The organism is Chromobacterium sp. ATCC 53434, assembly GCF_002848345.1.
GTDB lineage: Bacteria > Pseudomonadota > Gammaproteobacteria > Burkholderiales > Chromobacteriaceae > Chromobacterium.
This window is the reverse complement of sequence record NZ_CP025429.1, coordinates 3,808,830-3,834,195: the sequence shown is the minus strand read 5'-3', so window position 1 is coordinate 3,834,195 and position 25,366 is coordinate 3,808,830. Positions and strand designations below refer to the sequence as shown.

The window sequence follows — 25,366 nt, the reverse complement described above, 5'->3', positions numbered from 1 at the left end:
GGCAATTAACTAAAACGACAACGCGAAGGCCGGCTCCGCGAAGGAGCCGGCCCAATATGGCTTACACGCCCTGTTTCAGGCTGGCTTCGATGAAGCCGTCCAGGTCGCCGTCCATGACGCCCTTGATGTTGCCCACTTCATAGCTGGTGCGCAAATCCTTGATCCGCGACTGGTCGAACACGTAGGAGCGGATCTGGTGGCCCCAGCCCACGTCGGTCTTGGTGTCTTCCAGCGCCTGCTTGGCTTCGTTGCGCTTCTTCAGTTCCAGCTCGTACAGCTTGGCGCGCAGCATCTGCCAGGCCTCGTCGCGGTTGCGGTGCTGGGAACGGTCGTTCTGGCACTGCACGACGATATTGGTCGGGATGTGGGTCAGGCGCACCGCCGAGTCGGTCTTGTTGATGTGCTGGCCGCCGGCGCCGGAGGCGCGGTAGGTGTCGGTGCGCACATCGGCCGGGTTGATGTCGATCTCGAAGCTGTCGTCCACCTCGGGGTAGACGAAGACGGACGAGAACGAGGTGTGGCGGCGGGCGTTGGAGTCGAACGGCGACACGCGGACCAGGCGGTGCACGCCCACTTCGGTGCGCAGCAGGCCGTAGGCGTATTCGCCCTCGATTTTCAGCGTGGCGCTGGTGACGCCGGCCACTTCGCCTTCGGACAGTTCCAGCACGTCCACCTTGAAGCCCTTGCGTTCGGCGTAGCGGGTGTACATGCGCAAGAGCATGCCGGCCCAGTCCTGGGCTTCGGTGCCGCCGGCGCCGGCCTGGATGTCGATGAAGCAGTTGGTGGGGTCCATCGGATCGTGGAACATGCGGCGGAATTCCATCTTCGCCACTTTCTCTTCCACTTCTTCCAGATCGGCCTGCACCGCGAGGAGGGTGTCGTCGTCTTCCTCGCTCTTGCCCATCTCAAACAGTTCGCGGCTGTCGTCGACGGCGGCGATGATGCTGTCCAGCACCAGCACCACGTCTTCCAGCTGCTTGCGCTCGCGGCCCAGTTCCTGGGCTTTCTTCGGCTCGTTCCAGATTTCCGGGTCTTCGGTCAGGCGGGAAACTTCTTCCAGACGGTCTTTTTTACCGTCGTAGTCAAAGATACCCCCGAATATCGGCGGCGCGGGCGGCCAGGTCTTCGATTTTGGCCGCGATTTGGTTCTGGACTTCAACTTCAATCATGCTCTCGCTCCAAATGGCAGTCTGTATTGGTAAATTCAAATGCGGTTTTGCGGTTTGACCAAAGACAAAAAGCGCACCGCTTGGTGCGCTTTGTCTCGGTCGGGCCGGAAATCAGCCGAACAGATGCGCGATGGCTGCGCGCTCTTCTTCCAGTTCGGCCAGGGTCAGGTCCATGCGCTCGCGGCTGAACGCGTCGATTTCCAGACCTTCAACTCGCTTGTATTCGCCATTTTCGCATACAACCGGTACGCCGTACATCACGCCTTCCGGGATGCCGTAGGAGCCGTCGGACGGAATGCCCATGGTCACCCACTTGCCGTTGCTGCCCAGCACCCAGTCGTGGATGTGGTCGATGGCGGCGTTGGCGGCGGAGGCGGCGGACGACAGGCCGCGCGCTTCGATGATGGCGGCGCCGCGCTTGCCGACGGTCGGCAGGAAGGTGTCGCGGTTCCACACGTCGTCGTTGATCATCGTCTTGACCGATTGGCCATCGATGGTGGCGAAGCGGTAGTCGGCGTACATGGTCGGCGAGTGGTTGCCCCACACGGCCAGCTTCTCGATCGCGGCCACCGGCTTGCCGGTCTTGGCGGCGATCTGCGACAGCGCGCGATTGTGGTCAAGACGCAACATGGCGGTGAAGTTTTTCGGATCCAGATCCGGAGCGGACTTCATCGCGATCCAGGCGTTGGTGTTGGCCGGGTTGCCCACCACCAGCACCTTGACGTCGCGGGCGGCGTGGTCGTTCAGCGCCTTGCCCTGAACGGTGAAGATGGCGCCGTTGGCTTCCAGGAGGTCCTTGCGCTCCATGCCCTTGCTGCGCGGACGGGCGCCGACCAGCAGGGCAACCTTCACATCCTTGAAGGCAACGTTCGGGTCATCGGTGGCCACCATGCCGGCCAGCAGCGGGAAGGCACAGTCTTCCAGCTCCATCATCACGCCCTTCAGCGCGGTTTGGGCCTGCGGCAGGTCCAGCAGGTGCAGGATCACCGGCTGGTCCTTGCCCAGCATTTCACCACTGGCAATGCGGAACAGCAGGCTGTAGCCGATTTGGCCGGCAGCGCCGGTAACGGCAACGCGAACGGGGGCTTTCATTGGCGGACTCTCCTTTGACGTATCCGATAATGAACTGCAGATGTTGCTCTGCAGTATAGATGTGGCCTGAAGTGTATCACGGTGTTTATCGATTTGGACTATGCCGCCAACAATAAGTCGCCAAACGAGCGTTTGAGTCTTATGTCTTATATAAGACTTACCTTTACGCTTGATTTGTTTGGTGTTAAAACACAGACCATGACAGCCAATACGCTGAAGAGACAGCCGCTGTACGTCCAGGTCAAGCAGCTGTTGCAGCAGCGGATAGGCGACGGAGAGTGGCAGGCGCATGACGCGCTGCCAAGCGAGTGGGAACTGGCCGACGCGCTGGGGGCCAGCCAGGGCACGGTGCGCAAGGCGCTGTCCGAGTTGGTGGCGGACGGCCTGTTGTACCGGCAGCAGGGGCGGGGCACGTATGTGGAGCCGGTGCCCGGCGACTGGGGCGACGCGGCGTTGTTGACGCCGGGCCTGTTCTTCGAGCGGCCCGACGAATTGGTGCGCGAATTTCTCGGCCTGTCCCGACTGAATGCCAGCGAGGACATCGCCGAGGCTTTGCAATTGCGGCGCCTGGCGCCTTTATTGAGAATTCGCCAGCTGTGGCGCTGGCACGGCGCCCCGGTGGCGCTGGACGACGTGTTGCTGCCGGCCGAGCCGTTCGAGGGCATGGAGGCGCGCTGGCTGCGCAGTTCGGCCGGCGTGTACGCCACTTTGCAGCAGCGCTTCGGCACGCGGCTGCGCGCGGTCAGCGAGCAGTTCCGCGCCGAGATGCTGCCGCGCGAGGAGGCGGGCCTGTTGGGCGTCACCGGCATGGTGGCCGACGTGCCGGCCCTGTGCCTGCTGCGCCTGTCGGCGGACATGGACGGCCGGCCGCTGGAGTGGCGGCAGCGTTACTGCCTGACGCACCAGCTGGCCTATACAGTGAAGCACGGCTGACGCGCGAAGAGTTTGATCTGGATTAAAACAGGCGTAAGCGGCGCGGTATAGGCCAACATTTGTTAGAATCCCCGGCGCATATCGCAAACGAATAGTCGCGATATGCCAGGAAATGGCAGGCTCCGGCCCCGGATCAGGGCCGCAGCCTGTCGGGCGGGCGTCCAAGGTGGGCGTCCCCCGTGTAACCACTTGGTCACAAAACATCCAAGGAAAGCCTTATGCAGAAGCAAAGACCGAAGCATCTGGACTTGGCCAGGATCAGACTGCCCGTGCCGGGCTTCGTCTCCATCCTGCACCGGGTCAGTGGTGTGGCGCTGTTCTTTTCCCTCCCGCTGTTGATCTACCTGCTGCACGGTTCGCTCAGTTCCGCCGAATCGTTCGAAACCTACCGCGCCGTGGTATCGCACCCGCTGATGAAGCTGGTGCTGCTGGGTCTGATCTGGGCCTATATGCACCACTTCTGTGCCGGCATCCGCTTTCTGTTCCTCGACATTCATAAGGGTCTCGAACTCGAGACCGCCCGCGCCACCGCCAAGACCGTGCTGGCCGTCAGCCTGGTGCTGACCGCGGTTCTGGGAGGTATCGCACTATGGTAAACCGCCACGTCGTCGGCGCCGGCTACGGCCTGCGCGATTGGATCATGCAGCGGGTCACCGCCGTGATCATGCTGATTTACACCGTGGGACTGGCGCTGTTCCTGCTGGCGCTGCCGTCCGGCTACGAGAGCTGGAAGGAGCTGTTCAGCCATACCTGGGTCCAGCTGTTCACCCAGGTGACGCTGCTGGCGCTGTTCCTGCACGTATGGGTGGGCATCCGCGACGTGTGGATGGACTACGTCAAGCCGGTGGGCATCCGCCTGTCGCTGCACGTGTTCACCATCGTTTGGCTGGTTTCCTGTTTCATCTATTCCGTTAAAGTGGTCTGGGGGCTGTAATGGGCGTACCTGTTCGTCATTTCGATGCAGTGATCGTGGGCGCCGGCGGCGCCGGCATGCGTGCCGCGCTGCAGTTGTCGGAGGCCGGCCTGAAGACCGCCGTGCTGTCCAAGGTGTTCCCGACCCGTTCCCACACCGTGGCCGCCCAGGGCGGCGTGTCCGCCTCGCTCGGCAACTCCGAGGAGGATCACTGGCACTGGCACATGTACGACACCGTCAAGGGGTCGGACTGGCTGGGCGACCAGGACGCGATCGAATTCATGTGCCGCGAGGCGCCGAAGGTGGTGGTGGAGCTGGAGCATTTCGGCATGCCGTTCGACCGCAACGCCGACGGCACCATCTATCAGCGTCCGTTCGGCGGCCATATGTCGAACTTCGGCGAGAAGCCGGTGCGCCGCGCCTGCGCCGCCGCCGACCGTACCGGCCACGCGATGCTGCACGCGCTGTACCAGCGCAATGTGCGCGCCAACACCCACTTCTTCGTCGAGTGGATGGCGCTTGACCTGATCCGCGACGCCGAAGGCCGCGTGCAGGGCGTGGTGGCGATGGAAATGGAAACGTCGGAAATCGTTGTGTTCCAGGCCAAGGCCACCTTGTTCGCCACCGGCGGCGCCGGCCGCATCTTCGCCTCGTCGACCAATGCCTTCATCAATACCGGCGACGGCGTCGGCATGGCCGCCCGCGCCGGCATTCCGCTGGAAGACATGGAGTTCTGGCAGTTCCACCCGACCGGCGTCGCCGGCGCCGGCGTGCTGATCACCGAGGGCGTGCGCGGCGAAGGCGGCATTCTGCGCAACGCGCAGGGCGAGCGCTTCATGGAACGCTACGCGCCGAACGCCAAGGACCTGGCCTCCCGCGACGTGGTGTCGCGCGCGATGGTGACCGAGATCAACGAAGGCCGCGGCTGCGGTCCGAACAAGGATCACGTGCTGTTGGACATCACCCACCTCGACCCCGAGGTGATCATGTCCAAGCTGCCGGGCATCCGCGAGATCTCGATCAAGTTCGCCGGCGTGGACCCGATCAAGGCCCCGATCCCGGTGGTGCCGACCTGCCACTACCAGATGGGCGGCATCCCCACCAATTACCACGGCGAAGTGGTGATCCACGGCGAACCGGTATCCGGCTTCTACGCCGCCGGCGAATGCGCCTGCGCGTCGGTGCACGGCGCCAACCGCCTGGGCACGAACTCGCTGCTGGACCTGTTGGTCTTCGGCAAGAGCTCGGCCAACTCGATGATCGAGTTCATCAAGCAGCACCCGGAAGACCTGCCGGAGCTGTCGACGGCCGACGTCGAACGTTCGGTCGCCCGCGTCGCCCGCCTGGACAACCAGACGAACGGCGTGCAGGTGCACGAGGCCCGCGCCGAGCTGCAGCGCACGATGCAGACGCACTGCGGCGTGTTCCGCTTCAAAGACATGCTGGCCGAGGGCGCCGCCAAGATTCTCGAAGTGGAGAAGCTGGTGGCCAAGACCGAGATCGGCGACAAGTCCAAGGTGTTCAACACCGCCCGCATCGAGGCGCTGGAGCTGGAGAACCTGATCGAGGTGGCCAAGGCCACGATGATCTCGGCCAACGCCCGCACCGAGAGCCGCGGCGCCCACGTGCGCGACGACGCGCCGGACACCGAGGAAACCCCGAACGGCCGCGACGACAAGAACTGGCTGAAGCACACGCTGTGGTTCCGCGATGGCAATCGCCTGGAATACAAGCCGGTGAACCTGAAGCCGCTGACCGTCGACACGATCGCGTTGAAGACCCGCTCCTACTAAGGGTTGGACCAGAGATGACTACCGAAACCGTCAAATTCCGCATCTACCGCTACGACCCGGACAAGGATGCCAAGCCTTACATGCAGGACATCAGCATTGACATGGACGCCACCGAGCACAAGCTCCTGGACGCGCTGGTCAAGCTGAAGACCAAGGACGACACGTTGAGCTTCCGCCGTTCCTGTCGGGAAGGCGTGTGCGGCTCCGACGCGATGAACATCAACGGCAAGAACGGTCTGGCCTGCCTGACCGACTTCCGCGGCCTGAAGCAGCCTATCGAGCTGCGTCCGTTGCCGGGCCTGCCGGTGGTGCGCGACCTGATCGTCGACTTGACGCAGTTCTTCAATCAGTACAACTCGATCAAGCCGTACGTGATCAACGACACGCCGCCGCCGGAACGCGAGCGTCGCCAGTCGCCGGAAGACCGCAAGGAGCTGGATGGCCTGTACGAGTGCATTCTGTGCGCGTGCTGCTCCACGTCCTGCCCGTCGTTCTGGTGGAACCCGGACAAGTTCGTCGGCCCGGCCGGCCTGTTGGCGGCCTACCGCTTCATCGCGGACACCCGCGACGAGGCGACCAGCGACCGTCTGGACAATCTGGAGGATCCGTACCGCCTGTTCCGCTGCCACAGCATCATGAACTGCGTCGACGTGTGTCCGAAGGGCCTGAACCCGACGCGCGCGATCGGCAAGATCAAGGACCTGATGGTCAAGCGGGCGGTATGACGAGCTACGATCCGATCGAGCTGAAACGGATCCGCTGGCGGTCGCGGCGGGGCCTGCTGGAACTGGACCTGGTGCTGGAGAAGTTCTTCGCCGGCCCGTTCGACCAGCTGGCGCCCGCCGAGATCGAGGCGTACCGCCGAGTGCTGGATCTGCCGGACACCGACTTTCTGGATATCGTCAACGGCAAGGCCGATCTCGAGGATCCGGAAGAAATGGCCATCATCGCGATCCTCAGATCGCTGTGACGGCCCCCCACCACACTACAACAACGAAATAACGACTGGGAGTATTGCTGTGGAAACTAATCGCAAAGTCACGCTCAGCTACAACGAGGGTAAGGAAACCCTGGACCTGCCGGTCCTGGGGGGCACGCTGGGTCCGGACGTCGTCGACATCCGCGCCTTTGGCAAAACCGGCATGTTTACCTTCGACCCGGGCTTTCTGGCCACGGCCAGCTGCGAATCCAAGATCACCTTCATCGACGGCGATCTGGGCCAGCTGTACTACCGCGGCTACCCGATCGAGCAACTGGCCGAGAAGAGCGACTACCTGGAAGTGTGCTACCTGCTGCTGAACGGCGAGTTGCCGACCGCGGCGCAGCGCAAGGAATTCGAACGCGGCATCATGCGCCACAACATGCTGCATGATCAGCTGATGAGCCTGTTCAAGGGCTTCCGCCGCGACGCGCACCCGATGGCCGTGATGGTCGGCGTGGTGGGCGCGCTGTCCGCGTTCTATCACGACTCGCTGGACATCTCCAATCCGGAGCATCGCCGCATTTCCGCGCATCGCCTGGTGGCCAAGCTGCCGACGATCGCCGCGCAAGCCTACCGCTACAACAAGGGCCTGCCGTTCTCGTATCCGAAGAACGGCCTGACCTACGCGGAAAACTTCCTGCACATGATGTTCTCCACGCCGTGCGAGGAGTACAAGGTGAACCCGGTTCTGGCGCGCGCGCTGGACCGCATCTTCACCCTGCACGCCGACCACGAGCAAAACGCCTCGACGTCGACCGTGCGCCTGGCCGGCTCCTCCGGCGCCAACCCGTTCGCGTGCATCGCCGCCGGCATCGCCTGCCTGTGGGGCCCGTCCCACGGCGGCGCCAACGAGGCCGTGCTGAAGATGCTGGACGAGATCGGCTCCGTCGATAACGTCGCCGACTTCATGCAGGGCGTGAAGGACAAGCGCTACAAGCTGATGGGCTTCGGCCACCGCGTGTACAAGAACATGGACCCGCGCGCCGCCATCATGAAGCACACCTGCGACGAGGTGCTGAACGAACTGGGCCTGCACAACGATCCGAAGTTCAAGCTGGCGATGGAGCTGGAAAAGATCGCGCTGTCCGATCCGTACTTCATCGAGCGCAAGCTGTACCCGAACGTGGACTTCTACTCCGGCATCGTGCTGTCGGCCATCGGCATCCCGGTGTCGATGTTCACTCCGATCTTCGCGCTGGCCCGCACCGTGGGCTGGATCGCGCACTGGAACGAGATGATCGGCGATCCGGGCATGAAGATCGGCCGTCCGCGCCAGCTGTATACCGGCTCCGACCGTCGCGACTTCGTCGAGGTCGCCAAGCGCTGAAGTGATTGAATCGGGGTTGGCAGGGATGGAAGTCCCCGCCAGCCCCTTTTTGAAGCTGTTTGCGGTTTTCCGTCAACAGAGCGCTGCGGCAAGGACCGCCTTGCCATAGCGCTTTGAATAATTGCTGCAACGTCCAAGACAAAGGGTAGCCAGACCATGATGCAAACCATGTACAGCCATTCCTACCTGTTTGGTGGGAATGCTCCGTTCATCGAGGAGCTGTACGAACAGTACCTCGCTGACGCCACAGCCGTGCCGCAGGAGTGGCGCGACTACTTCGACAAGCTGGCGCAGTCGCCGGGCGCCGCCGAGCGCGACGTGCCGCACCAGCCGATCCAGGAGTCGTTCATTCAGCTGGCGAAGAAGCCGGTGATCGGTCAGCGCAGCGCCGCCGCCACCGACTGGGAAGCGATGCAGAAGCAGGTGGGCGTGCTGAAGCTGATCTCGGCCTACCGCGTACTGGGTTCGCGCCAGGCCAATCTGGACCCGCTGCGCCGGATGGACCAGGCCATCGTGCGCGAGCTGGACCCGGCCACCCATGGTCTGAACGACGCCGACATGGCGGTGCAGTTCAATGTCGGCTCGCTGGCCGGCCCGCAGAAGCTGCCGCTGTCCGACATCATCGCGCGCCTGAAGCAGACGTACTGCGGCAATATCGGCGTCGAATTCATGCACATCACCCAGTCCGACGAAAAGCACTGGGTGCAGAAACGCTTCGAGGACGCGCTGTCCACGCCGCGCTACGACGCGGCCAAGAAGCAGCGCATCCTGAAGCAGATCACCGCGGCCGAGACGCTGGAACGCTACCTGCACACCAAGTACGTCGGCCAGAAGCGTTTCTCGCTGGAAGGCGGCGAATCCGCCATCGCGGCGCTTGACCACCTGATCCAGAACGCCACCGAGCAGGGCGTGCAGGAGCTGATCATCGGCATGGCCCACCGCGGCCGCCTGAACGTGCTGGTCAACACCCTGGGCAAGCTGCCGCGCGACCTGTTCGCCGAATTCGAAGGCAAGGCCGCCCAGCAGATGGCGTCCGGCGACGTGAAGTACCACATGGGCTTCTCGTCCGACATCCCGACGCCGAGCGGCCCGATGCACGTGTCGCTGGCCTTCAACCCGTCCCACCTGGAAATCGTCAACCCGGTGGTGGAAGGCTCCGTGCGCGCCCGCCAGGAACGCCGCAAGGACACCGAGCGCAAGACCGCGGTGCCGGTGCTGATCCATGGCGACTCGGCCTTCGGCGGCCTGGGCGTCAACCAGGGCACCTTCAACCTGTCGCAGACCCGCGGCTACGGCACCGGCGGCACCATCCACATCGTCATCAACAACCAGGTGGGCTTCACCACGTCGGACACCCGCGACATCCGTTCGACGATGTATTGCACCGACGTGGCCAAGATGATCGAGGCGCCTATCCTGCACGTCAACGGCGACGATCCGGAAGCCGTCTGCTACGTGATGCAGGCCGCGCTCGACTACCGCATGACCTTCAAGAAGGACGTGGTGATCGATCTGGTGTGCTATCGCAAGCTTGGTCATAACGAGGGCGATGACCCGTTCCTGACCCAGCCGATGATGTACAAGAAGATCGCCAAGCACCAGGGCGTGCGCGCGATGTACGCCGCCCGCCTGGTGCAGGAGGGCGTGCTGGCGGCCGAGGAGGCCGACGCGCAGATCCAGGCCTACCGCGACGCGCTGGACAAGGGCGAGCATGTCGAACAGACCGCGCTGACCAATTACAAGCGCGAGCACGCGCTGGACTTCAGCCAGTACCTGGGCACCCACTGGGCGCACCCGACCGACACCTCGCTGCCGCTGGCCGACATCCAGCGCCTGACCGACAAGTTCACCACGCTGCCGGAAGGCTTCAAGCTGCACCCGACGGTGCAGAAGGTGCTGGCCGCGCGCAAGGCGATGGCCGCCGGCGAGCAGAACGTCGACTGGGGCATGGCCGAGACGCTGGCCTACGCCAGCTTGGTGACCAACGGCTTCGGCGTCCGCCTGTCGGGCGAGGACTCCGGCCGCGGCACCTTCAGCCACCGCCATTCGGTGCTGCACGACCAGAACCGCGAGAGCTGGGACCAGGGCGCCTACGTGCCGCTGCGCAATATGTCCGACAACCAGGCCGATTTCCTGGTGATCGACTCCATCCTGAACGAGGAGGCGGTGCTGGCCTACGAATACGGCTACGCCTGTTCCGCTCCGGATCAGCTGGTGATCTGGGAAGCCCAGTTCGGCGACTTCGCCAACGGCGCCCAGGTGGCCATCGACCAGTTCATCTCCTCCGGCGAGACCAAGTGGGGCCGTCTGTGCGGTCTGACCTCCATCCTGCCGCACGGCTACGACGGCCAGGGTCCGGAGCACTCCTCCGCCCGCCTGGAGCGCTGGCTGCAGCTGTGCGCCGAGCACAATATGCAGGTGGTGATGCCGTCTGAAGCCGGCCAGATGTTCCACTTGCTGCGTCGCCAGGTGCTGCGTCCGTACCGCAAGCCGCTGGTGATCTTCCTGTCCAAGCGTCTGTTGCGCTTCAAGGACTCGATGAGCCCGATCGAAGACCTGACCACCGGCAGCTTCCGTCCGGTGATCGGCGACACCGTGGTCAACGATCCGAAGAAGGTCAAGCGCGTGGTGCTGTGCGCCGGCCAGGTCTACTACGACCTCGCCGCCGGCCGCAAGGAACGCGGTCTGGACGACGAAGTGGCCATCGTGCGCATCGAGCAGCTGTATCCGTTCCCGACCGAGCAGGTGGCCGCCGAGCTGGCGCGCTTCACCCAGGCCAAGGAAGTGATGTGGGTGCAGGAAGAGCCGCGCAACCAGGGCGCCTGGTACCAGATCCGCCATCGTCTGGAAGGCCTGCTGAGCGCCAAGCAGCAGCTGTCGTTTGCCGGTCGTCCGTCGTCCGCCTCGCCGGCCGTCGGCTATATGAGCAAGCACGTCGCCCAGCTGAAGGCCTTCGTCGAAGAAGCCATGTCGGTTGCCCGCTGAGCCATTGAGAAATTAAGGGGCGGCGCGGCGCCGCCCCGCCATGGAGAAGAACATGCTGATTGAAGTCAAAGTCCCGCAATTGCCGGAATCCGTATCCGAAGCCACGCTGATGAACTGGCACAAGAAGGTGGGCGAGTTCGTCAACCGCGACGAAAACGTGATCGATCTGGAAACCGACAAGGTGGTGCTGGAGCTGCCGGCGCCGCAAGCCGGCGTGCTGGTTGAAATCATCGAGCAAGACGGCGCCACCGTCGTCTCCGGCCAACTGATCGCCAAGATCGACACCGCCGCTAAGGCCGGCGACGCCGCTCCGGCCGCAGCCGCCGCCCCGGCGCCCGCCGCCGCTCCGGCCGCTGTCCAGGCCGCCCCGTCCGCCGCCGCCGCGATGCCGTCCGCCGCCAAGCTGGCCGCCGAAACCGGCGTCGACCTGTCCAAGGTCGCCGGTTCCGGCCGCGATGGCCGCGTGCTGAAGGAAGACGTGCAGGCCGTCGCCAAGCCGGCCGCGCCGTCGCAAGCCGGCCCGGTGCTGGCCCCGGCCGCCACCGGCGCCGCGCTGTCCGCCACCCCGGCCGCCGTCAATGTGGCCGGCATCCTGTCCGGCCGCGCCGAGCAGCGCGTGCCGATGTCCCGTCTGCGCCAGCGCGTGGCCGAGCGTCTGATCATGTCGCAGCAGACCAACGCCATCCTCACCACCTTCAATGAAGTGAACATGAAGCCGGTGATGGACCTGCGCGCCAAGTACAAGGACAAGTTCGAGAAAGAGCACGGCATCAAGCTGGGCTTCATGGGCTTCTTCGTCAAGGCCGTGGTCGCCGCGCTGAAGAAGTACCCGATCGTCAACGCGTCCGTGGACGGCAACGACATCGTCTACCACGGCTACTTCGACATCGGCGTCGCCGTGGGCAGCCCGCGCGGCCTGGTGGTGCCGGTGATCCGCAACGCCGATCAGCTGAGCCTGGCCGACATCGAGAAGCAGATCGCCGAATTCGGCAAGCGCGCCCAGGAAGGCAAGCTGACCGTCGAGGAGTTGACCGGCGGCACCTACACCATCTCCAACGGCGGCACCTTCGGCTCGATGATGTCCACCCCGATCATCAACCCGCCGCAATCGGCCATTCTGGGCATGCACGCCACCAAGGAGCGCGCCGTGGTTGAGAACGGTCAAGTGGTGGTGCGTCCGATGATGTATCTTGCCCAGTCCTACGACCACCGCATCATCGACGGCCGCGAAGCGGTGCTGAGCCTGGTGGCGATCAAAGACGCCATCGAGGATCCGGCGCGTCTGCTGCTCGACCTGTAATGAAGCACCGGGCCGGCGCAAGCCGGCCTGTTTGAATCTGCATGAACGGAGCCAGAATGAATCTGCCGGACTGGGTTTACGCGTTCGCCTCGGTATTGGCCGGGGCGGTGTTGTTGTTCCTCTGCTGGAAGAAGCGCCAGCAGGGCGTGCGCGAAGACCGTTACGTGTTGTTCGGCAAGATCGTCATTGCGCTGTTCATGATCGCTTTCGGGGCCTTGCTGTTCAAAGTCGGCAAGGCCTGACCCCAAGGGAAAATCCATGAGCCAACAGTTTGATGTTGTAGTGATCGGCGGCGGTCCCGGCGGCTATGTGGCCGCCATCCGCGCGGCCCAGCTGGGCTTCAGCACCGCCTGCGTCGACGCGTTCAAGAATCCGGAAGGCAAGCCGTCGCTCGGCGGCACCTGCCTGAACGTGGGCTGCATCCCGTCGAAGGCGCTGCTGCAGTCGTCGGAGAACTTCCACGCCGTCCAGCACGACTTCGCCAAGCACGGCATCAGCGTGTCCGGCGCCAAGATGGATGTCGGCCAGATGCTGTCGCGCAAGACCGACATCATCAACAAGAACGCTGCCGGCATCGGCTTCCTGTTCAAGAAGAACAAGGTCGCCAACATCCACGGTCTGGGCAGCCTGAAGGGCCGTCAGGGCGAGAAGTGGGCGATCGAGGTCACCGACGGCGGCAAGGTCGTGGACACGCTGGAAGCCGGCCACGTCATCATCGCCACCGGTTCCAGCCCGCGCGCGCTGCCGGGCCTGGCCACCGACAACAAGCTGGTGCTGGACAACGAGGGCGCGCTGGCGCTGACGGACGTGCCGAAGCGCCTGGGCGTGATCGGCGCCGGCGTGATCGGCCTGGAAATGGGCTCGGTGTGGAAGCGCCTGGGTTCCGAGGTGACGATCCTGGAGGCGATGCCGACCTTCCTGGCCGCCGCCGACCAGCAGATCGCCAAGGAAGCGTTCAAGACGCTGACCAAGGACACCGGCCTGGACATCAAGCTGGGCGTCAAGATCGGCGAAGTGAAGGCAGGCAAGAAGAGCGTCACCGTCAGCTACGAGCTGAACGGCGAAGCGGTGAAGGCCGAGTTCGACAAGCTGATCGTCTCCATCGGCCGCGTGCCGAACACCCAGGGCCTGGGCGCCGAGACCGTCGGCCTGCAGCTGGACGAGCGCGGCTTCGTCGCCGTCGATGATCACTGCCACACCAATCTGCCCAATATCTGGGCGATCGGCGACGTGGTGCGCGGCCCGATGCTGGCGCACAAGGCGTCGGAAGAGGGCGTGGCCGTGGCCGAGCGCATCGCCGGTCAGAAGCCGCACGTCGATTTCGGCGTGATCCCGTGGGTGATCTACACTTCGCCGGAGATCGCCTGGGTCGGCAAGACCGAGGAGCAGCTGAAGGCCGAGGGCGTCGAGTACAAGAAGGGCACCTCCGGTTTCGGCGCCAATGGCCGCGCGCTGGGCCTGGGCATGGCGCAGGGCACGGTCAAGATTCTGGCCGACGCCAAGACCGACCGCATTCTGGGCCTGCACATGATAGGCCCGATGGTGTCCGAGCTGGTCAGCGAGGGCGTGGTGTCGATGGAGTTCAAGGCCGCCAGCGAAGACCTGGCGCGCATTGTCCACGCCCACCCGTCGTTGTCGGAAGTGATCCACGAAGCCGCCCTCGCCGCCGACAAGCGCGCGTTGCACGGTTGAGTGAACACGGGTCGTGTACAATGCGCACGACCCGACCGGTAATGGATGGAGCGGCCTGCCGGGGGGCCGGCCGCCTGTCCCAGCCAACCAAGGTTTGGCAAGCGATCAAGGAATAGAGGCAGAGGCGCATGCCCGCCATCATTTCCCCGAAAGGAAACCATAGATGAACCTGCATGAATACCAAGCGAAAGAGCTGCTGAGCCGTTACGGCCTGCCGGTGCAACAAGGCATTCTGGCCAAGTCGCCGGAAGAAGCGGCTGCCGCCTACGACAAGCTGGGCGGCAAATTCGCCGTCGTCAAGGCCCAGGTGCACGCCGGCGGCCGCGGCAAGGCCGGTGGCGTCAAAGTGGTGAAGAGCCGCGAAGAAGCCGCCGAAGTCGCCAAGACCCTGATCGGCACCAATCTGGTGACCTATCAGACCGACGCCGCCGGCCAGCCGGTGAATTCGGTTCTGGTCTGCGAAGACATGTACCCGGTGCAGCGCGAACTGTACCTGGGCGCCGTGGTCGATCGCGGCAGCCAGCGCGTCGTGTTCATGGTTTCCACCGAAGGCGGCGTGGAAATCGAGAAGGTCGCCGAGGAAACCCCGGAAAAGATCATCAAGATCGAAGTGGACCCGCTGGTCGGCATGCAGCCGTTCCAGGCGCGCGACGCCGCTTTCGCGCTGGGCCTGTCCGGCGCGCAGATCGCCGCGTTCAGCAAGCTGATGCTGGGTTCCTACCAGGCCTTCGTCGAGAACGACTTCGCGCTGTTCGAAGTGAACCCGCTGGCGCTGCGCGAAAACGGCGAACTGGCTTGCGTGGACGGCAAGATCAATCTGGACTCCAACGCCCTGTACCGCCACCCGGAACTGTTGGCCCAGCGCGACAAGAGCCAGGAGAACGAGCGTGAAGTGAAGGCTTCCGAGTTCGACCTGAACTACGTGGCCCTGGAAGGCAATATCGGCTGCATGGTGAACGGCGCCGGCCTGGCGATGGCCACGATGGACATCATCAAGCTGAAGGGCGGCCAGCCGGCCAACTTCCTGGACGTCGGCGGCGGCGCGACCAAAGAGCGCGTGATCGAGGCGTTCAAGCTGATCCTGGCCGACACCTCGGTGCAAGGCGTGCTGATCAACATCTTCGGCGGCATCGTCCGCTGCGACATGATCGCCGAGGCTATCATCGCCGCCGTGAAGGAAGTGAATGTGACCGTGCCGGTCGTGGTCCGTCTGGAAGGCAACAACGCCGAACTGGGCGCCAAGATCCTGGACGAATCCGGCCTGAAACTGACTTCCGCACAGGGTCTGAACGACGCTGCCGAGAAGATCGTCGCCGCCGTCAAGGCCGTGGCCTGAGACCCGCACTGAGCTGAGGAATACAAAATGAGCGTATTGGTAAACAAAGACACCAAAGTGCTGGTGCAAGGCTTCACCGGCAAGAATGGCACCTTCCACGCCGAGCAGGCGCTGAAGGTCGGCACCAAGGTCGTGGGCGGCGTGACCCCGGGCAAGGGCGGCGCAGAGCACCTGGGCCTGCCGGTGTTCAACACCATGAAGGACGCCGTGCGTCAGACCCAGGCCGACGCCTCGGTGATCTACGTACCCGCGGCCTTCGCCAAGGATTCCATCCTGGAAGCCATCGACAGCGGCGTGAAGCTGATCGTCTGCATCACCGAAGGCGTGCCGACCCTGGACATGCTGTACGTGAAGAAGGCCGTCGACGAAGCCGGCATCCGCCTGATCGGCCCGAACTGCCCCGGCATCATCACCCCGGGCGAGTGCAAGATCGGCATCATGCCGTGGCACATCCACAACCCGGGTCGCATCGGCATCGTGTCGCGCTCCGGCACGCTGACCTATGAAGCTGTGGCGCAAACCACCGCGCTGGGTCTGGGCCAGTCCACCTGCATCGGCATCGGCGGCGACCCGATCCCGGGTACCAGCCACATCGACGCGCTGAAGCTGTTCCAGGATGATCCGGACACCGACGCCATCGTGATGATCGGCGAAATCGGCGGTTCCGCCGAGGAAGAGGCGGCCGAGTTCGCCAAGTCCTACGTGACCAAGCCGGTAGTCGGCTACATCGCCGGCGTCACCGCGCCGAAGGGCAAGCGCATGGGCCACGCCGGCGCCATCATCTCCGGCGGCAAGGGCACGGCGGAAGAGAAGTTCAAGGCCTTCGAGAAGGCCGGCATCGCCTACACCCGCAGCCCGGCCGAAATCGGCAAGACCATGTTCGAACTGCTGAAGAGCAAGGGCATGATCTAAGCCGGGTTTTCGACCCGACGAAAGCCCTGCCGGCGTTTGCCGGCAGGGCTTTTTCACGTCCGCTCGGCGGGCGTCACAGCGCGATGATGCCGACCAGCTCCAGCCTGGGGAACAAGGACGGATTCTCGCTGGGCAGCCGCGTCGGGCCATGCGCCAGCTGTTGCCACTTGCGGTAGTTGCCGTAATTCATCGTGACCGCGGTCCGGAAGCGGGCCAGCTCGTCCGGATCCCGTTTGTCGAACAGCGTCAGTTCCCGGTCCGTCGCGGTCCTCTGGGTGATCAGCATCAGGCGGTTTGCTTCGGCGTTTTCATAGGCGAGCAGGATTTCCCGTATTCTGGCGCCGGCCCGGGTGGCGGCCATGGCCGGCGACTGGAAGCTGGTGTAGAGGCCGGGCTGATAGCTGATGTAGCCGTTGATCGTCATCGGCAGGCCGACTTCCAGCGCCGTGTGGTGATAGCCGGAAACGATGGCGGCGAGCGCCAGCAGGATCAGGTTGGCGTCGGCGGTGTTGCCGCCGCTGCCGACGTAGATAAAGTTGCTCAGCGTCTCCAGCGCCCAGATGGTGTCGGAGGTGGTGCCGGAGATCGACGCGCCCTGAGGCAGTCCCAGCACGCTGTCGATGGCGCGAACGACGTCGCCGGGCAGCAGCGGCAGGTAGAAGGTGTTGCCGGTCGCCACCTTGTCGGCCGGTCTCAGGCCCAGCGCCTCGGCGATGGCGGGATCGATGGCGCGGCCGTCGCGGGCCGGCGTCGGATTGCCGTTCTTGCCGTCGCAGCGGGCGCGCGAGCGGGGAGAGAAGGCCGCCTCGCCGTACTGGGTGGTGCGATAGGCGCCCAGCGTCGAGCAGAAGTCGCCGAAGCCGATCAGCCGGGCCTGGTCCGCGGTCTTGATATAGGTCAGCGTCTGCACCTCCCGCAACGCGTCGGGGCTGTCCTTGACCTTCTCGCAGACGCCGGCGAAGACGCGGACGATTTCGCCTATGGTTTGGCAGTTCGGCGTGGTGGCGAGCAATTGCGTGAATGTCGCGCTCGCCTTGTCCAGATTGCCGGCGTGATCATGCGCGTCGAAAACCACGTGCTGGAAGATTTTCAGCTTGCCTTCGGAGAAGTACACGCCGCCGACCAGCGGGGCGGTCTTCGGGTATTTGCCGCCGTTCTTCAGATAGGCGTTGAATTGCACCAGGCTGTTCAGCGCGGTGGCGGTGATGGTCTGCAATTGATCGTGCAGCCAAAAGCGTTCATTGTCGAACAGCTCGCACAGCTCCTTGGCCATCCTGAATTCGTTGAGGGCCTTCTGCTGAATGAAGGTGTCTATCGCCTTTTGATCGTTGATGGCCTGCATGGCTCGCTCCCTGTCCGTTGATGACTGGCGGCGGGCCGGGCACCCGCTTGCTCGGATGGACGTCGGGAGGGAGGCTTTGTGACGGCGGCCCCCGCCGCGGTCGCGGCGGGGACGCGGGAAAGGCTAGGCGAAGCGGGCGCAGGCGCGCTCGAACGGCGACTGGAAGCGCGGGCTGACGTAGGGCGTCAAGAGATACATCAGGCTGCGGCAGCCGGACTGGATCAGCCTGTCCAGCTCCGCCGCGCTGGCGTTCTGCTTGATGGTGCTGATCCAGCCGGTCTGCACCATCTGGAAATGCTGCACCAGATGCGTCAGCTGCTGATCGTCGAGCAGAATCATGCCCTGTTCGCGCAGGCGGGAGAACAGCTGGCCCAGCTTGCTGTTCAACTGGCCGCGCGACAGCTGCTGGTGTTCCTCCTCCAGCTGCGGATTGACGTAGAACAGGCTGGGCAGGCTCTTGGGCAGGAAGCGGAAGCTCCAGATGTGGCGCAGCGTCTTCTCCATTGCCATCACCATCGCCTCGATCGAGTTGCTGTGGCTCAGCGCGGCGGACAGCTGATCGGCCATGCCCTTGACGTAGCGCTGGTACAGCTCGTTGACGATCTCATCCTTGTTGCGGAAGTGATAGTAGAGCTTGCCGGTGCTGATGTTCATCCGGTCGGCGATGTGGTTGGTGGTGATGACGCGCTCGCCTTCCTGGTTGAACAGTTGCAGGCTTGCTTCGACGATCTTGTCGAAAGTCTCCGATTGGCTGCTTTTGCGCATGCTTGGCTCTTCCCGATAAAACTTTAGATGCGAGGAGGGCCGGCTCAACCGGCCTTCCTCGATGCGAGCAGGCAGACCGCCAGCGCCAGGCCCATCCAGCCTTCCAGACGAAAGAAGTCGAGGCAGGAAATCAGCGTGGCCTGCCGGGCGAGTTCGCCGGCCAGCACTCCAAGCCGTTGAGTATCGCTCAAATCGGGCATGAATTGTCGTAATTGATGCAAAGCGTCGACAAACTGTGGCGTATTCCAGGAAAAACCTTCGGACAATCGGTTGTAGTGCAGCGCGTTGCGCGCCTGCATGAACACGCTGGCCAGCGCGACGCCGGCCGATACCGATACCTGGCGCACGATGTTCTTGGTCTGGTAGGCGCGACCGAAGGCCGCCGGCGCGATGTCGCGGAAAGTGCTCTGCGCCACCGCCATGATGAACAGCGACATGAAGCCGCCGTTCAGCAGCAGGATGGCGGCGACGCGACCCAGCGTCGCCTCGGCGTTCAAGCCGCTCATCAGCCAGCCGTAGCCGGCCAGCAGCAGGCAGCCGGCAGCCATCGTCTGCGAGAGGCCGGGCGCGCGTCCTTTCAGCAGCAGCTTGGCGTACAGCAGCGCGCAGGCGATGCCGGCCAGGTAGCTGACCGACAGCAGCATGCCGCTGGTCGGCAGGTCGAAGCCCAGCGCCTGCGCCGACAGCATCGGCAGGATGTAGCTGTTGGCCGAGACCAGCAGATAGCAGCAGCTGTAGCCGATGAGGCCCAGCCGGTAGCCGTGGCGGCGCAGCGGCCGCCAGCGGCGGCGGTCGGACGCGCGGCGGCGATGCGCGGCGCCGAACAGCAGCCAGGCGGCGACGGCTATGGCGGCCAGGCCGGCCAGCCATTGCGGATGGCCGAACAGCTGGTAAGGCGTCTGTTGGATCAGCCACTGCAAGAGGAAGGCGGCGGCCAACAACAGCATGAAGGTCCAGGCCGGATATCGCGCGGGCCTATGCGCCGGCGGCCGCAGCGGCAATTGGTGGGCCGCCCACCAGGCGGGCGGCAGCAAGGGCAGCATGCCCCAGAGCAGCGCGCGCCAGCCGTAGGCTTGCAGCAAGACGCCGCCGAGCAGCGGCCCCAGCGCGCTGCCCAATAGCAGCGCCTGGCCGAAGGCGACCAGGCCCAGCCCCCGGCTGGCCGGCGGCAGCTGCGCGACGTCGAGACGGGCGGCGGTGAAGAAGGCGGCGCCGCCCAGCCCCTGCACCGCGCGGCCGGCGATGAAGCCGGCGGGCGACGAGGCGCTGCCTGCGATCAGCGCGCCCAGCGCGAACAGCAGGATGGAGCCTTGCAGATGGCGGCGCGAACCGAAGCGCTCGACGCACCACTGATGGTTGAACAGCGCCACCACCGCGCACAGCGCGTAGGCCATCGCCGCCTGGCTGAATTCCTCCGGCCCGGCGCCGACGCCGCCCATCACCTGCGACGACGCGAAATTGAGCAGGCCGTTCTGCAGGAATTCCAGCCAGGCGATCAGCGCGATCGCCGCCAGCCGGCTCCAGTGGGGTTGATGCGAGAAGGGATGCATGCGCGGCGTCCGGAGGTGGGGATGCGGCCAGTGTAGAAAGCGCTTATGATTTAATAAAATCGATGTTTTTCATTGGATATATTGTTTTGAATGATATTGACGCGCTGAAGCTGAGGCGGCTGGATCTGAACAGCCTGGTGGCGCTGTACACGCTGCTGAGCACCCGCAGCGTCAGCCGCAGCGCCGAGCAACTGTGCCTGGGCCAGCCGGCGGTCAGCCACATCCTGAAGAAGCTGCGCGAGCAGTGCGGCGACGCCTTGCTGTGCCGCGATGGCCGAGGCCTGACGACGACGCCGTACGCCGAGGCGCTGTTGCCGTCGCTGGAGGCGTGGCTGGCCGAGGCGCAGCGCCTGCTGGCGCCGCCGGCCTTCGATCCGGCGGCGCTGGACGGCGTCTACCGGCTGGCGATGCCGGATCTGCTGGAAGCGGCGCTGCTGCCGGATTTGATAGAGACGCTGCAGCGCGAAGCGCCGGGCTTGCGGCTGCAGGTGGTGGCGATGGCGGCCGACGAGGCCGAGGCGGCGCTGGAGGCGCGGCGCATAGACGGCGCCGTCGGTCATTTCCCGGCGGCCGGCGCCGGGCGGCTGTCGCGGCGCGGCTTGTTCCGCAGCGGCTTTGTCTGCCTGTTCCATCCCGGCCGGCTGGCGCTGCCGGAGACGCTGGACGCGGAAGCGCTGGCGCGGCCGCCGCATCTGTACACGTCCTATATCGGCAACAGCGCCAGCCTGGTCGACGACTATCTCGCCGCGCACGGCCAGTCGCGGCGGGTGATCGCCTCCACCGCCAGCCTGCTGGCGATACCGTTGCTGCTGGAACGATTGCCGGCGGTGGCGGTGCTGCCGGCGCTGATCGCCGAGGTGTTGCGCGCCGGCGAGCTGAGGTGCCGGCCGGTCGGCGCGGCCGCGCTGTCCATCGCGGTCGAGCACGTCTGGCATCCGCGCTGCGACGGCTATCCGCTGCGGCAGTTCATCGACCGCTTGCTGTGGCGGCAGACGGCGCGGTGGCGCGATGAGCAGGGAATGGCGGGATTATTGGCTGGTTGATTTAAATCTGACGCAAGTATTTAAACGGAATGTGATTTTTAACGATGCGCGCCAGCTGATATGACGGATAATAGGCCTTTTATCAGTATCGGCTAATCATCTCATGCGCTCCATCCGACACAAGCTCATCCTGCTGACGGCGGTGTCCATCCTGGTCGCCACGATCAGCGTGACGGTCATCGCCTGCCTCAATATCCGTAATCACGCCTACGACGAAGCCAAGCGCGAAGTCACCCAGGTGCTGCAGTTGCAGGGCGGCCTGGTGTCGGAATGGCTGACTGTGCGCAAGAACCTGATCAGCGCCAGCCTGTCGCGCGCCGGCGACCCGCAGGCCAGCTACTACCTGCAGCAGATCGCCAAGGGCGGCGGCTTCAACATCATCTACGCCGGCCACGGCGACAGCGGCGAGATGTTCTACTCGGTGCCGGGCCGGACCAAGCCCAGCGCCGACTACCAGCCGGCGCAACGGCCGTGGTATCAGCAGGCCAAGGCGCAGGGCGGCGTCGTCGTCACCGACCCGTACAAGGATTCCGAGCCGGAGACCAAGGACAAGCTGGTGATCACCATCGCCGACAAGGCGCCCGGCCAGGAGGTGGTCGTCGGCGGCGACATCCTGATCGACAAGCTGGTGAAGTCGGTGCTGGACATCAAGCTGGCCGGCGACGGCCACGCCTTTCTGCTGACCCGCCAGGGCAAGGTGATCGCTTATCCGAAACCGGGCCAGGAACTGCGCCCGGTCGGCGAATTGATTCCGGCGCTGGACGACAACCGCTTCCAGCAACTGCTGTCCAGCGGCGATGTGGCGCCGGTCGATATCGACGGCCGCACCTTCCTGGTGACGCTGAAACAGGTGGCGAACACCGACTGGGTGATGGGCGTGGCGGCCGACGAGGCCGCGGTGCTGGCGCCGGTGACGCAACTGATCTGGCTGATCGCCGGCGGCGTGGTGGTGGTGTTGCTGGCGCTGGTGGCGCTGAGCTCCGCCTACCTTGCCCGCCTGCTGCGCGGCCTGATCCAGGTGCGCGACGCGATGCGAGAGATCTCGCAGGGCGAGGGCGATCTGACCCGCCGCATCGAGATTCGCGGCGAGGACGAGGTGGCGCAGACCGCCGAGGCCTTCAACCAGTTCGTCGGCCGTCTGAACGGCATGTTCCGCGAGCTGCGCGACGAGGCCGAGCAGCTGGCGCAAGGCGTGATCGAAGTCGGCGGCGCGGTGAAGCAGGTGGCGGCCGACTCCCATCGCCTGGCCGACATCTCCAGTTCCAACGCCGCGGCGATCGAGGAGGTGACGGTCAGCATCTCGCACATCGCCGAGGCGACGCGCGAGACCGACACGCTGGCGCGCAACACCGGCGAACACTCTCGCGAGAGCGCCGGCGACATGCAGCGCATCAGCAGCGAGATGGAACAGACCAGCCAGTCCGTCGGCGAGCTGTCGACGCTGCTGGCCTCGCTGGAGCAGCGCTCGCAGGAAATTTCCAAGATCACCAATGTGATCAGCGACATCGCCGACCAGACCAATCTGCTGGCCTTGAACGCGGCGATCGAGGCGGCGCGGGCCGGCGAGCAGGGCCGCGGCTTCGCCGTGGTGGCCGACGAAGTGCGCAAGCTGGCCGAGCGCACCGGCAAGGCGACGGTGGAAATCAGCGAGATGGTGGAAAACATCCTCGGCGAGACCGGCAAGGCGGTCGGCAATATGCAGCGCACCGTCAGCGCGGTCGATACCAGCGTGGAGCTGACCAGCCAGGCGCGCGGCAGGCTGATGGCGATCGGCACCGCGATGCAGCAGGTGGTGGACAAGATAGGCGACGTGGCGCTGTCCACCAGCGAGCAGCACAACGCCACCACTGCGATGGCGCAGAGCACCGAATCGATCAACAACCAGATACTGGATTCCGACGCCGCGCTGCAGGGCGCGATGCAGACGCTGGAAGCGCTGAAGCAGCTGGCGCACGGCATGCAGGGCGCCTTCGGCCGCTTCAGGTTGTAAGCGATGGCGCCACGCCGGGGCATCGGTGTGGCGAAAAAGCCATGGTTTGGATGATTTTTACCAGTAAAATCAAAACCATCAGCATAATCGGCCGGCGTTTGATCGCGGTATTTGTAAACGTTGTTTACAATGTGCCCGGTCATAAACGAGCTGATCCTTACAGAGCATGACCACCGGTCCGGGCCGGTTGTCGACAGGGGCGCCGCGTGCGCCCTTGTCGCTGTCTGCGGGATCGGCATAGAGAAGCCATAAGCCGATTGCCATGAAATCCATTCGAAGCAAGATCGCCCTGCTGCTGGCGCTGGCCATGCTGGTGGCCACGCTGAGCACCGCCGTCAGCGCCTACCTGAAGTTCCGCGACAGCCTGTCGTCCAGCGTCAATGCCCAGTTGGACCTGGCCATCGCCGGCCAACAACGCTTCGTTTCCGCCTGGCTGGAACAACGCCGGCAGATCATCGCCAGCGCGCTGCGCCATGGCGGCGAGACCGATCCCAGCCTTTATCTGCAGCAGCTGGCCGAAGCTGGCGGCTATACCCAGATCTTCGTCGGCGACGGCGACAGCAAGGGCATGGTCTATTCCATTCCCGGCAAGCAGAAGCCCAGCCCGGACTATGATCCGGCCTCGCGCAGCTGGTTCAAGATGGCCAAATCCCAAGGCGGCGCCATCGTCACCGCGCCGTACCAGCCGGCCAGCGCGTCGATCAAGGACCTGGTGATCACCGTGGCCCAGGCGCTGCCCGCCGGCAACAAGGTGGTCGGCGGCGACATCGCCATCGGCCAGCTGGTCAAGTCGGTATTGTCGGTGTCGCTGCCGGGCAACGGCTTCGTGTTCCTGATGGGCAAGGACGGCAAGCTGATCGCCTATCCGAAGGCCGACACCGCGCTGAAGCCGCTGTCGGAGCTGATGCCGGGCATGGACGCCGACCGCATCGCCGGCCTGCTGGACAAGCAGGAGCTGGCGACGGTGACGATGGACGGCGAGAGCCGTCTGCTGCGTTTGCGCTCGGTTGAGGGCAGCGACTGGGTGCTGGGCGTGGTGGCGGACAGCGAATTGCTGGACGCGCCGCTGCGGCAGATGATGCTGTCGATGGCGCTGTCGCTGCTGGCGGTGCTGGTGATCACCCAACTGCTGGCCGGCGCCTATCTGCGCCGTCTGCTGCGCGGCCTGTTCCAGGTGCGCGACGCGCTGCGCGAGATCGCCGAGGGCGAGGGCGACCTGACTCGCCGCATCGAGGCCGGCGGCGACGACGAGGTGGCGCAGATGGCCGACGCCTTCAACCGCTTCGTCGGCCGTCTGAACGGCATGTTCCGCGAACTGCGTTCGGAAGCCGAGCAACTGGCCCAGGGCGTCATCGCCGTCGGCGGCGACGTGGCGCGGCTGGCCGAGGACTCCCATGTGTTGGCCGATATCTCCAGCTCCAACGCGGCGGCGATCGAGCAGGTCACCGTCAGCATCTCCCACATCGCCGACGCCACTCGCGAAACCGACGAGCTGGCGCGCGACACCGGCGCCAACTCCCAGGCCAGCGCCGAGGAGTTGCAGCGCATCAGCGGCGAGATGGCCAAGACCAGCCGCTCGGTCGGCGAGCTGTCGGCCTTGCTGGCCTCGCTGGAGCAGCGATCGCAGGAGATTTCCAAGATCACCGGCGTGATCCGCGACATCGCCGATCAGACCAATCTGTTGGCGCTGAACGCGGCGATCGAGGCGGCGCGGGCCGGTGAGCAGGGCCGCGGCTTCGCCGTGGTGGCCGACGAAGTGCGCAAGCTGGCCGAACGCACCGGCAGCGCCACCGTCGAGATCGGCGATATGGTGCAGAACATCCTGGCGGAAACCGGACGCGCGGTCGGCAATATGGAAAGCACGATAGGCACGGTGGACAGCAGCGCGGCGCAGACCGAGCAGGCGCGCGCGCGGCTGGAGGACATCACCCGCGCGATGCGGCAGGTGGTGGAGAAGATCGGCGACGTGGCGTTGTCCACCGGCGAGCAACACAACGCCACCACGGCGATGGCGCAGAGCACCGAGTCGATCAACAATCAAATCCTGGATTCCGACGCGGCGTTGCAGAGCGCGCAACGGACGCTGGCCACGCTGGACGGCGTGGCGCGCGGCATGCAGCAGGCTTTCAGCCGCTTCAAATTGTAAACAGCGCCGGTATTCCGTTCATAACGCCAGCCTTCGCGCTGGCGTTTTTGCTGCCGCGACCGGACAATGGATGATGGTTTGTATAAGGAAAGACGG

General features: G+C 64.8%; 21 protein-coding genes. 16 read left to right on the top strand and 5 right to left on the bottom strand.

Annotation, left to right across the window (positions count from 1 at the left end; translation table 11 throughout):
- Positions 1-61: 61 nt before the first annotated feature.
- Positions 62-1,169 (bottom strand): peptide chain release factor 2 gene (gene prfB, locus CXB49_RS16875; RefSeq protein WP_101709472.1). Its coding sequence is split into 2 segments (ribosomal slippage): positions 62-1,084 and positions 1,086-1,169, totalling 1,107 coding nucleotides; the frame shifts between segments, so codons are not numbered across the junction.
- A gap of 111 nt (positions 1,170-1,280) precedes the next feature.
- Entirely contained in the window at positions 1,281-2,261 is a 981-nt protein-coding gene (locus CXB49_RS16870) for a malate dehydrogenase (RefSeq protein WP_101709471.1), read from the bottom strand.
- Between the two features lie 198 nt (positions 2,262-2,459).
- Here CXB49_RS16870 and CXB49_RS16865 point away from each other — a divergent pair, with 198 nt between their 5' ends.
- The 13 genes from CXB49_RS16865 (at position 2,460) to sucD (ending at position 16,434) form a co-directional block, all read left to right on the top strand.
- A complete protein-coding gene (locus CXB49_RS16865; RefSeq protein WP_101709470.1) occupies positions 2,460-3,194 on the top strand; it encodes a GntR family transcriptional regulator in 735 nt (244 codons plus the stop codon).
- Positions 3,195-3,412: 218 nt separating this feature from the next.
- A complete protein-coding gene (sdhC, locus tag CXB49_RS16860) occupies positions 3,413-3,790 on the top strand; it encodes a succinate dehydrogenase, cytochrome b556 subunit (protein WP_101709469.1) in 378 nt (125 codons plus the stop codon).
- Positions 3,784-4,128: a succinate dehydrogenase, hydrophobic membrane anchor protein gene (sdhD, locus tag CXB49_RS16855; RefSeq protein WP_101709468.1), complete on the top strand. Its 345-nt coding sequence runs from the start codon at positions 3,784-3,786 to the stop codon at positions 4,126-4,128. Before sdhC ends, sdhD begins: the two co-directional genes overlap by 7 nt.
- On the top strand, positions 4,128-5,900 hold the full coding sequence (gene sdhA / locus CXB49_RS16850; RefSeq protein ID WP_101709467.1) for a succinate dehydrogenase flavoprotein subunit: 1,773 nt from the start codon (positions 4,128-4,130) through the stop codon (positions 5,898-5,900). Before sdhD ends, sdhA begins: the two co-directional genes overlap by 1 nt.
- Before the next feature lie 14 nt (positions 5,901-5,914).
- Complete coding sequence (locus CXB49_RS16845; protein ID WP_101709466.1) at positions 5,915-6,625, top strand: succinate dehydrogenase iron-sulfur subunit; 711 nt, start codon at positions 5,915-5,917, stop codon at positions 6,623-6,625.
- Entirely contained in the window at positions 6,622-6,870 is a 249-nt protein-coding gene (locus CXB49_RS16840) for a succinate dehydrogenase assembly factor 2 (protein WP_101709465.1), read from the top strand. The genes CXB49_RS16845 and CXB49_RS16840 overlap by 4 nt, the downstream gene beginning before the upstream one ends.
- Before the next feature lie 49 nt (positions 6,871-6,919).
- Complete coding sequence (gltA, locus tag CXB49_RS16835; RefSeq protein WP_101709464.1) at positions 6,920-8,209, top strand: citrate synthase; 1,290 nt, start codon at positions 6,920-6,922, stop codon at positions 8,207-8,209.
- Positions 8,210-8,365: 156 nt separating this feature from the next.
- Positions 8,366-11,194, top strand: a complete 2,829-nt coding sequence (locus CXB49_RS16830; RefSeq protein WP_101709463.1) for a 2-oxoglutarate dehydrogenase E1 component — start codon at positions 8,366-8,368, stop codon at positions 11,192-11,194.
- Between the two features lie 52 nt (positions 11,195-11,246).
- A complete protein-coding gene (gene odhB / locus CXB49_RS16825) occupies positions 11,247-12,494 on the top strand; it encodes a 2-oxoglutarate dehydrogenase complex dihydrolipoyllysine-residue succinyltransferase (RefSeq protein WP_101710746.1) in 1,248 nt (415 codons plus the stop codon).
- Positions 12,495-12,550: 56 nt separating this feature from the next.
- Complete coding sequence (locus tag CXB49_RS16820; RefSeq protein ID WP_101709462.1) at positions 12,551-12,736, top strand: hypothetical protein; 186 nt, start codon at positions 12,551-12,553, stop codon at positions 12,734-12,736.
- A gap of 16 nt (positions 12,737-12,752) precedes the next feature.
- Complete coding sequence (gene lpdA, locus CXB49_RS16815) at positions 12,753-14,186, top strand: dihydrolipoyl dehydrogenase (protein WP_101709461.1); 1,434 nt, start codon at positions 12,753-12,755, stop codon at positions 14,184-14,186.
- Positions 14,187-14,349: 163 nt separating this feature from the next.
- Positions 14,350-15,522 carry an ADP-forming succinate--CoA ligase subunit beta gene (sucC, locus tag CXB49_RS16810; protein ID WP_021478969.1) on the top strand — a complete coding sequence of 391 codons (1,173 nt, stop codon included), beginning with the start codon at positions 14,350-14,352 and terminating at the stop codon, positions 15,520-15,522.
- 27 nt (positions 15,523-15,549) lie between these two features.
- Positions 15,550-16,434, top strand: a complete 885-nt coding sequence (sucD, locus tag CXB49_RS16805; protein WP_101709460.1) for a succinate--CoA ligase subunit alpha — start codon at positions 15,550-15,552, stop codon at positions 16,432-16,434.
- Between the two features lie 73 nt (positions 16,435-16,507).
- Here the strand turns inward: sucD and CXB49_RS16800 are convergent, their stop codons facing one another.
- From CXB49_RS16800 to CXB49_RS16790, 3 genes are all read right to left on the bottom strand, one after another.
- Entirely contained in the window at positions 16,508-17,776 is a 1,269-nt protein-coding gene (locus tag CXB49_RS16800) for a hypothetical protein (protein WP_101709459.1), read from the bottom strand.
- Between the two features lie 123 nt (positions 17,777-17,899).
- Positions 17,900-18,541, bottom strand: a complete 642-nt coding sequence (locus CXB49_RS16795) for a TetR/AcrR family transcriptional regulator (RefSeq protein ID WP_101709458.1) — start codon at positions 18,539-18,541, stop codon at positions 17,900-17,902.
- A gap of 44 nt (positions 18,542-18,585) precedes the next feature.
- Positions 18,586-20,091, bottom strand: a complete 1,506-nt coding sequence (locus CXB49_RS16790; RefSeq protein ID WP_101709457.1) for an MFS transporter — start codon at positions 20,089-20,091, stop codon at positions 18,586-18,588.
- 86 nt (positions 20,092-20,177) lie between these two features.
- Here CXB49_RS16790 and CXB49_RS16785 point away from each other — a divergent pair, with 86 nt between their 5' ends.
- The 3 genes from CXB49_RS16785 (at position 20,178) to CXB49_RS16775 (ending at position 25,270) form a co-directional block, all read left to right on the top strand.
- On the top strand, positions 20,178-21,134 hold the full coding sequence (locus CXB49_RS16785; protein ID WP_158300919.1) for a LysR family transcriptional regulator: 957 nt from the start codon (positions 20,178-20,180) through the stop codon (positions 21,132-21,134).
- Positions 21,135-21,237: 103 nt separating this feature from the next.
- Complete coding sequence (locus CXB49_RS16780; protein WP_101709455.1) at positions 21,238-23,124, top strand: methyl-accepting chemotaxis protein; 1,887 nt, start codon at positions 21,238-21,240, stop codon at positions 23,122-23,124.
- Between the two features lie 262 nt (positions 23,125-23,386).
- The gene (locus CXB49_RS16775; RefSeq protein ID WP_101709454.1) at positions 23,387-25,270 is read left to right on the top strand and encodes a methyl-accepting chemotaxis protein; all 1,884 of its coding nucleotides are present in this window, start codon (positions 23,387-23,389) and stop codon (positions 25,268-25,270) included.
- Positions 25,271-25,366: the final 96 nt, after the last annotated feature.

Coding starts and splice junctions, on each gene's coding strand:
- CXB49_RS16800 (WP_101709459.1), bottom strand. CDS start 17,776: ATGCAGGCCATCAACGATCAAAAGGCGATAGACACCTTCATTCAGCAG.
- sucC (WP_021478969.1), top strand. CDS start 14,350: ATGAACCTGCATGAATACCAAGCGAAAGAGCTGCTGAGCCGTTACGGC.
- CXB49_RS16790 (WP_101709457.1), bottom strand. CDS start 20,091: ATGCATCCCTTCTCGCATCAACCCCACTGGAGCCGGCTGGCGGCGATC.
- odhB (WP_101710746.1), top strand. CDS start 11,247: ATGCTGATTGAAGTCAAAGTCCCGCAATTGCCGGAATCCGTATCCGAA.
- CXB49_RS16865 (WP_101709470.1), top strand. CDS start 2,460: ATGACAGCCAATACGCTGAAGAGACAGCCGCTGTACGTCCAGGTCAAG.
- CXB49_RS16840 (WP_101709465.1), top strand. CDS start 6,622: ATGACGAGCTACGATCCGATCGAGCTGAAACGGATCCGCTGGCGGTCG.
- sdhC (WP_101709469.1), top strand. CDS start 3,413: ATGCAGAAGCAAAGACCGAAGCATCTGGACTTGGCCAGGATCAGACTG.
- CXB49_RS16775 (WP_101709454.1), top strand. CDS start 23,387: ATGAAATCCATTCGAAGCAAGATCGCCCTGCTGCTGGCGCTGGCCATG.
- CXB49_RS16820 (WP_101709462.1), top strand. CDS start 12,551: ATGAATCTGCCGGACTGGGTTTACGCGTTCGCCTCGGTATTGGCCGGG.
- CXB49_RS16780 (WP_101709455.1), top strand. CDS start 21,238: ATGCGCTCCATCCGACACAAGCTCATCCTGCTGACGGCGGTGTCCATC.
- sucD (WP_101709460.1), top strand. CDS start 15,550: ATGAGCGTATTGGTAAACAAAGACACCAAAGTGCTGGTGCAAGGCTTC.
- CXB49_RS16830 (WP_101709463.1), top strand. CDS start 8,366: ATGATGCAAACCATGTACAGCCATTCCTACCTGTTTGGTGGGAATGCT.
- CXB49_RS16795 (WP_101709458.1), bottom strand. CDS start 18,541: ATGCGCAAAAGCAGCCAATCGGAGACTTTCGACAAGATCGTCGAAGCA.
- CXB49_RS16870 (WP_101709471.1), bottom strand. CDS start 2,261: ATGAAAGCCCCCGTTCGCGTTGCCGTTACCGGCGCTGCCGGCCAAATC.
- sdhD (WP_101709468.1), top strand. CDS start 3,784: ATGGTAAACCGCCACGTCGTCGGCGCCGGCTACGGCCTGCGCGATTGG.
- lpdA (WP_101709461.1), top strand. CDS start 12,753: ATGAGCCAACAGTTTGATGTTGTAGTGATCGGCGGCGGTCCCGGCGGC.
- sdhA (WP_101709467.1), top strand. CDS start 4,128: ATGGGCGTACCTGTTCGTCATTTCGATGCAGTGATCGTGGGCGCCGGC.
- CXB49_RS16845 (WP_101709466.1), top strand. CDS start 5,915: ATGACTACCGAAACCGTCAAATTCCGCATCTACCGCTACGACCCGGAC.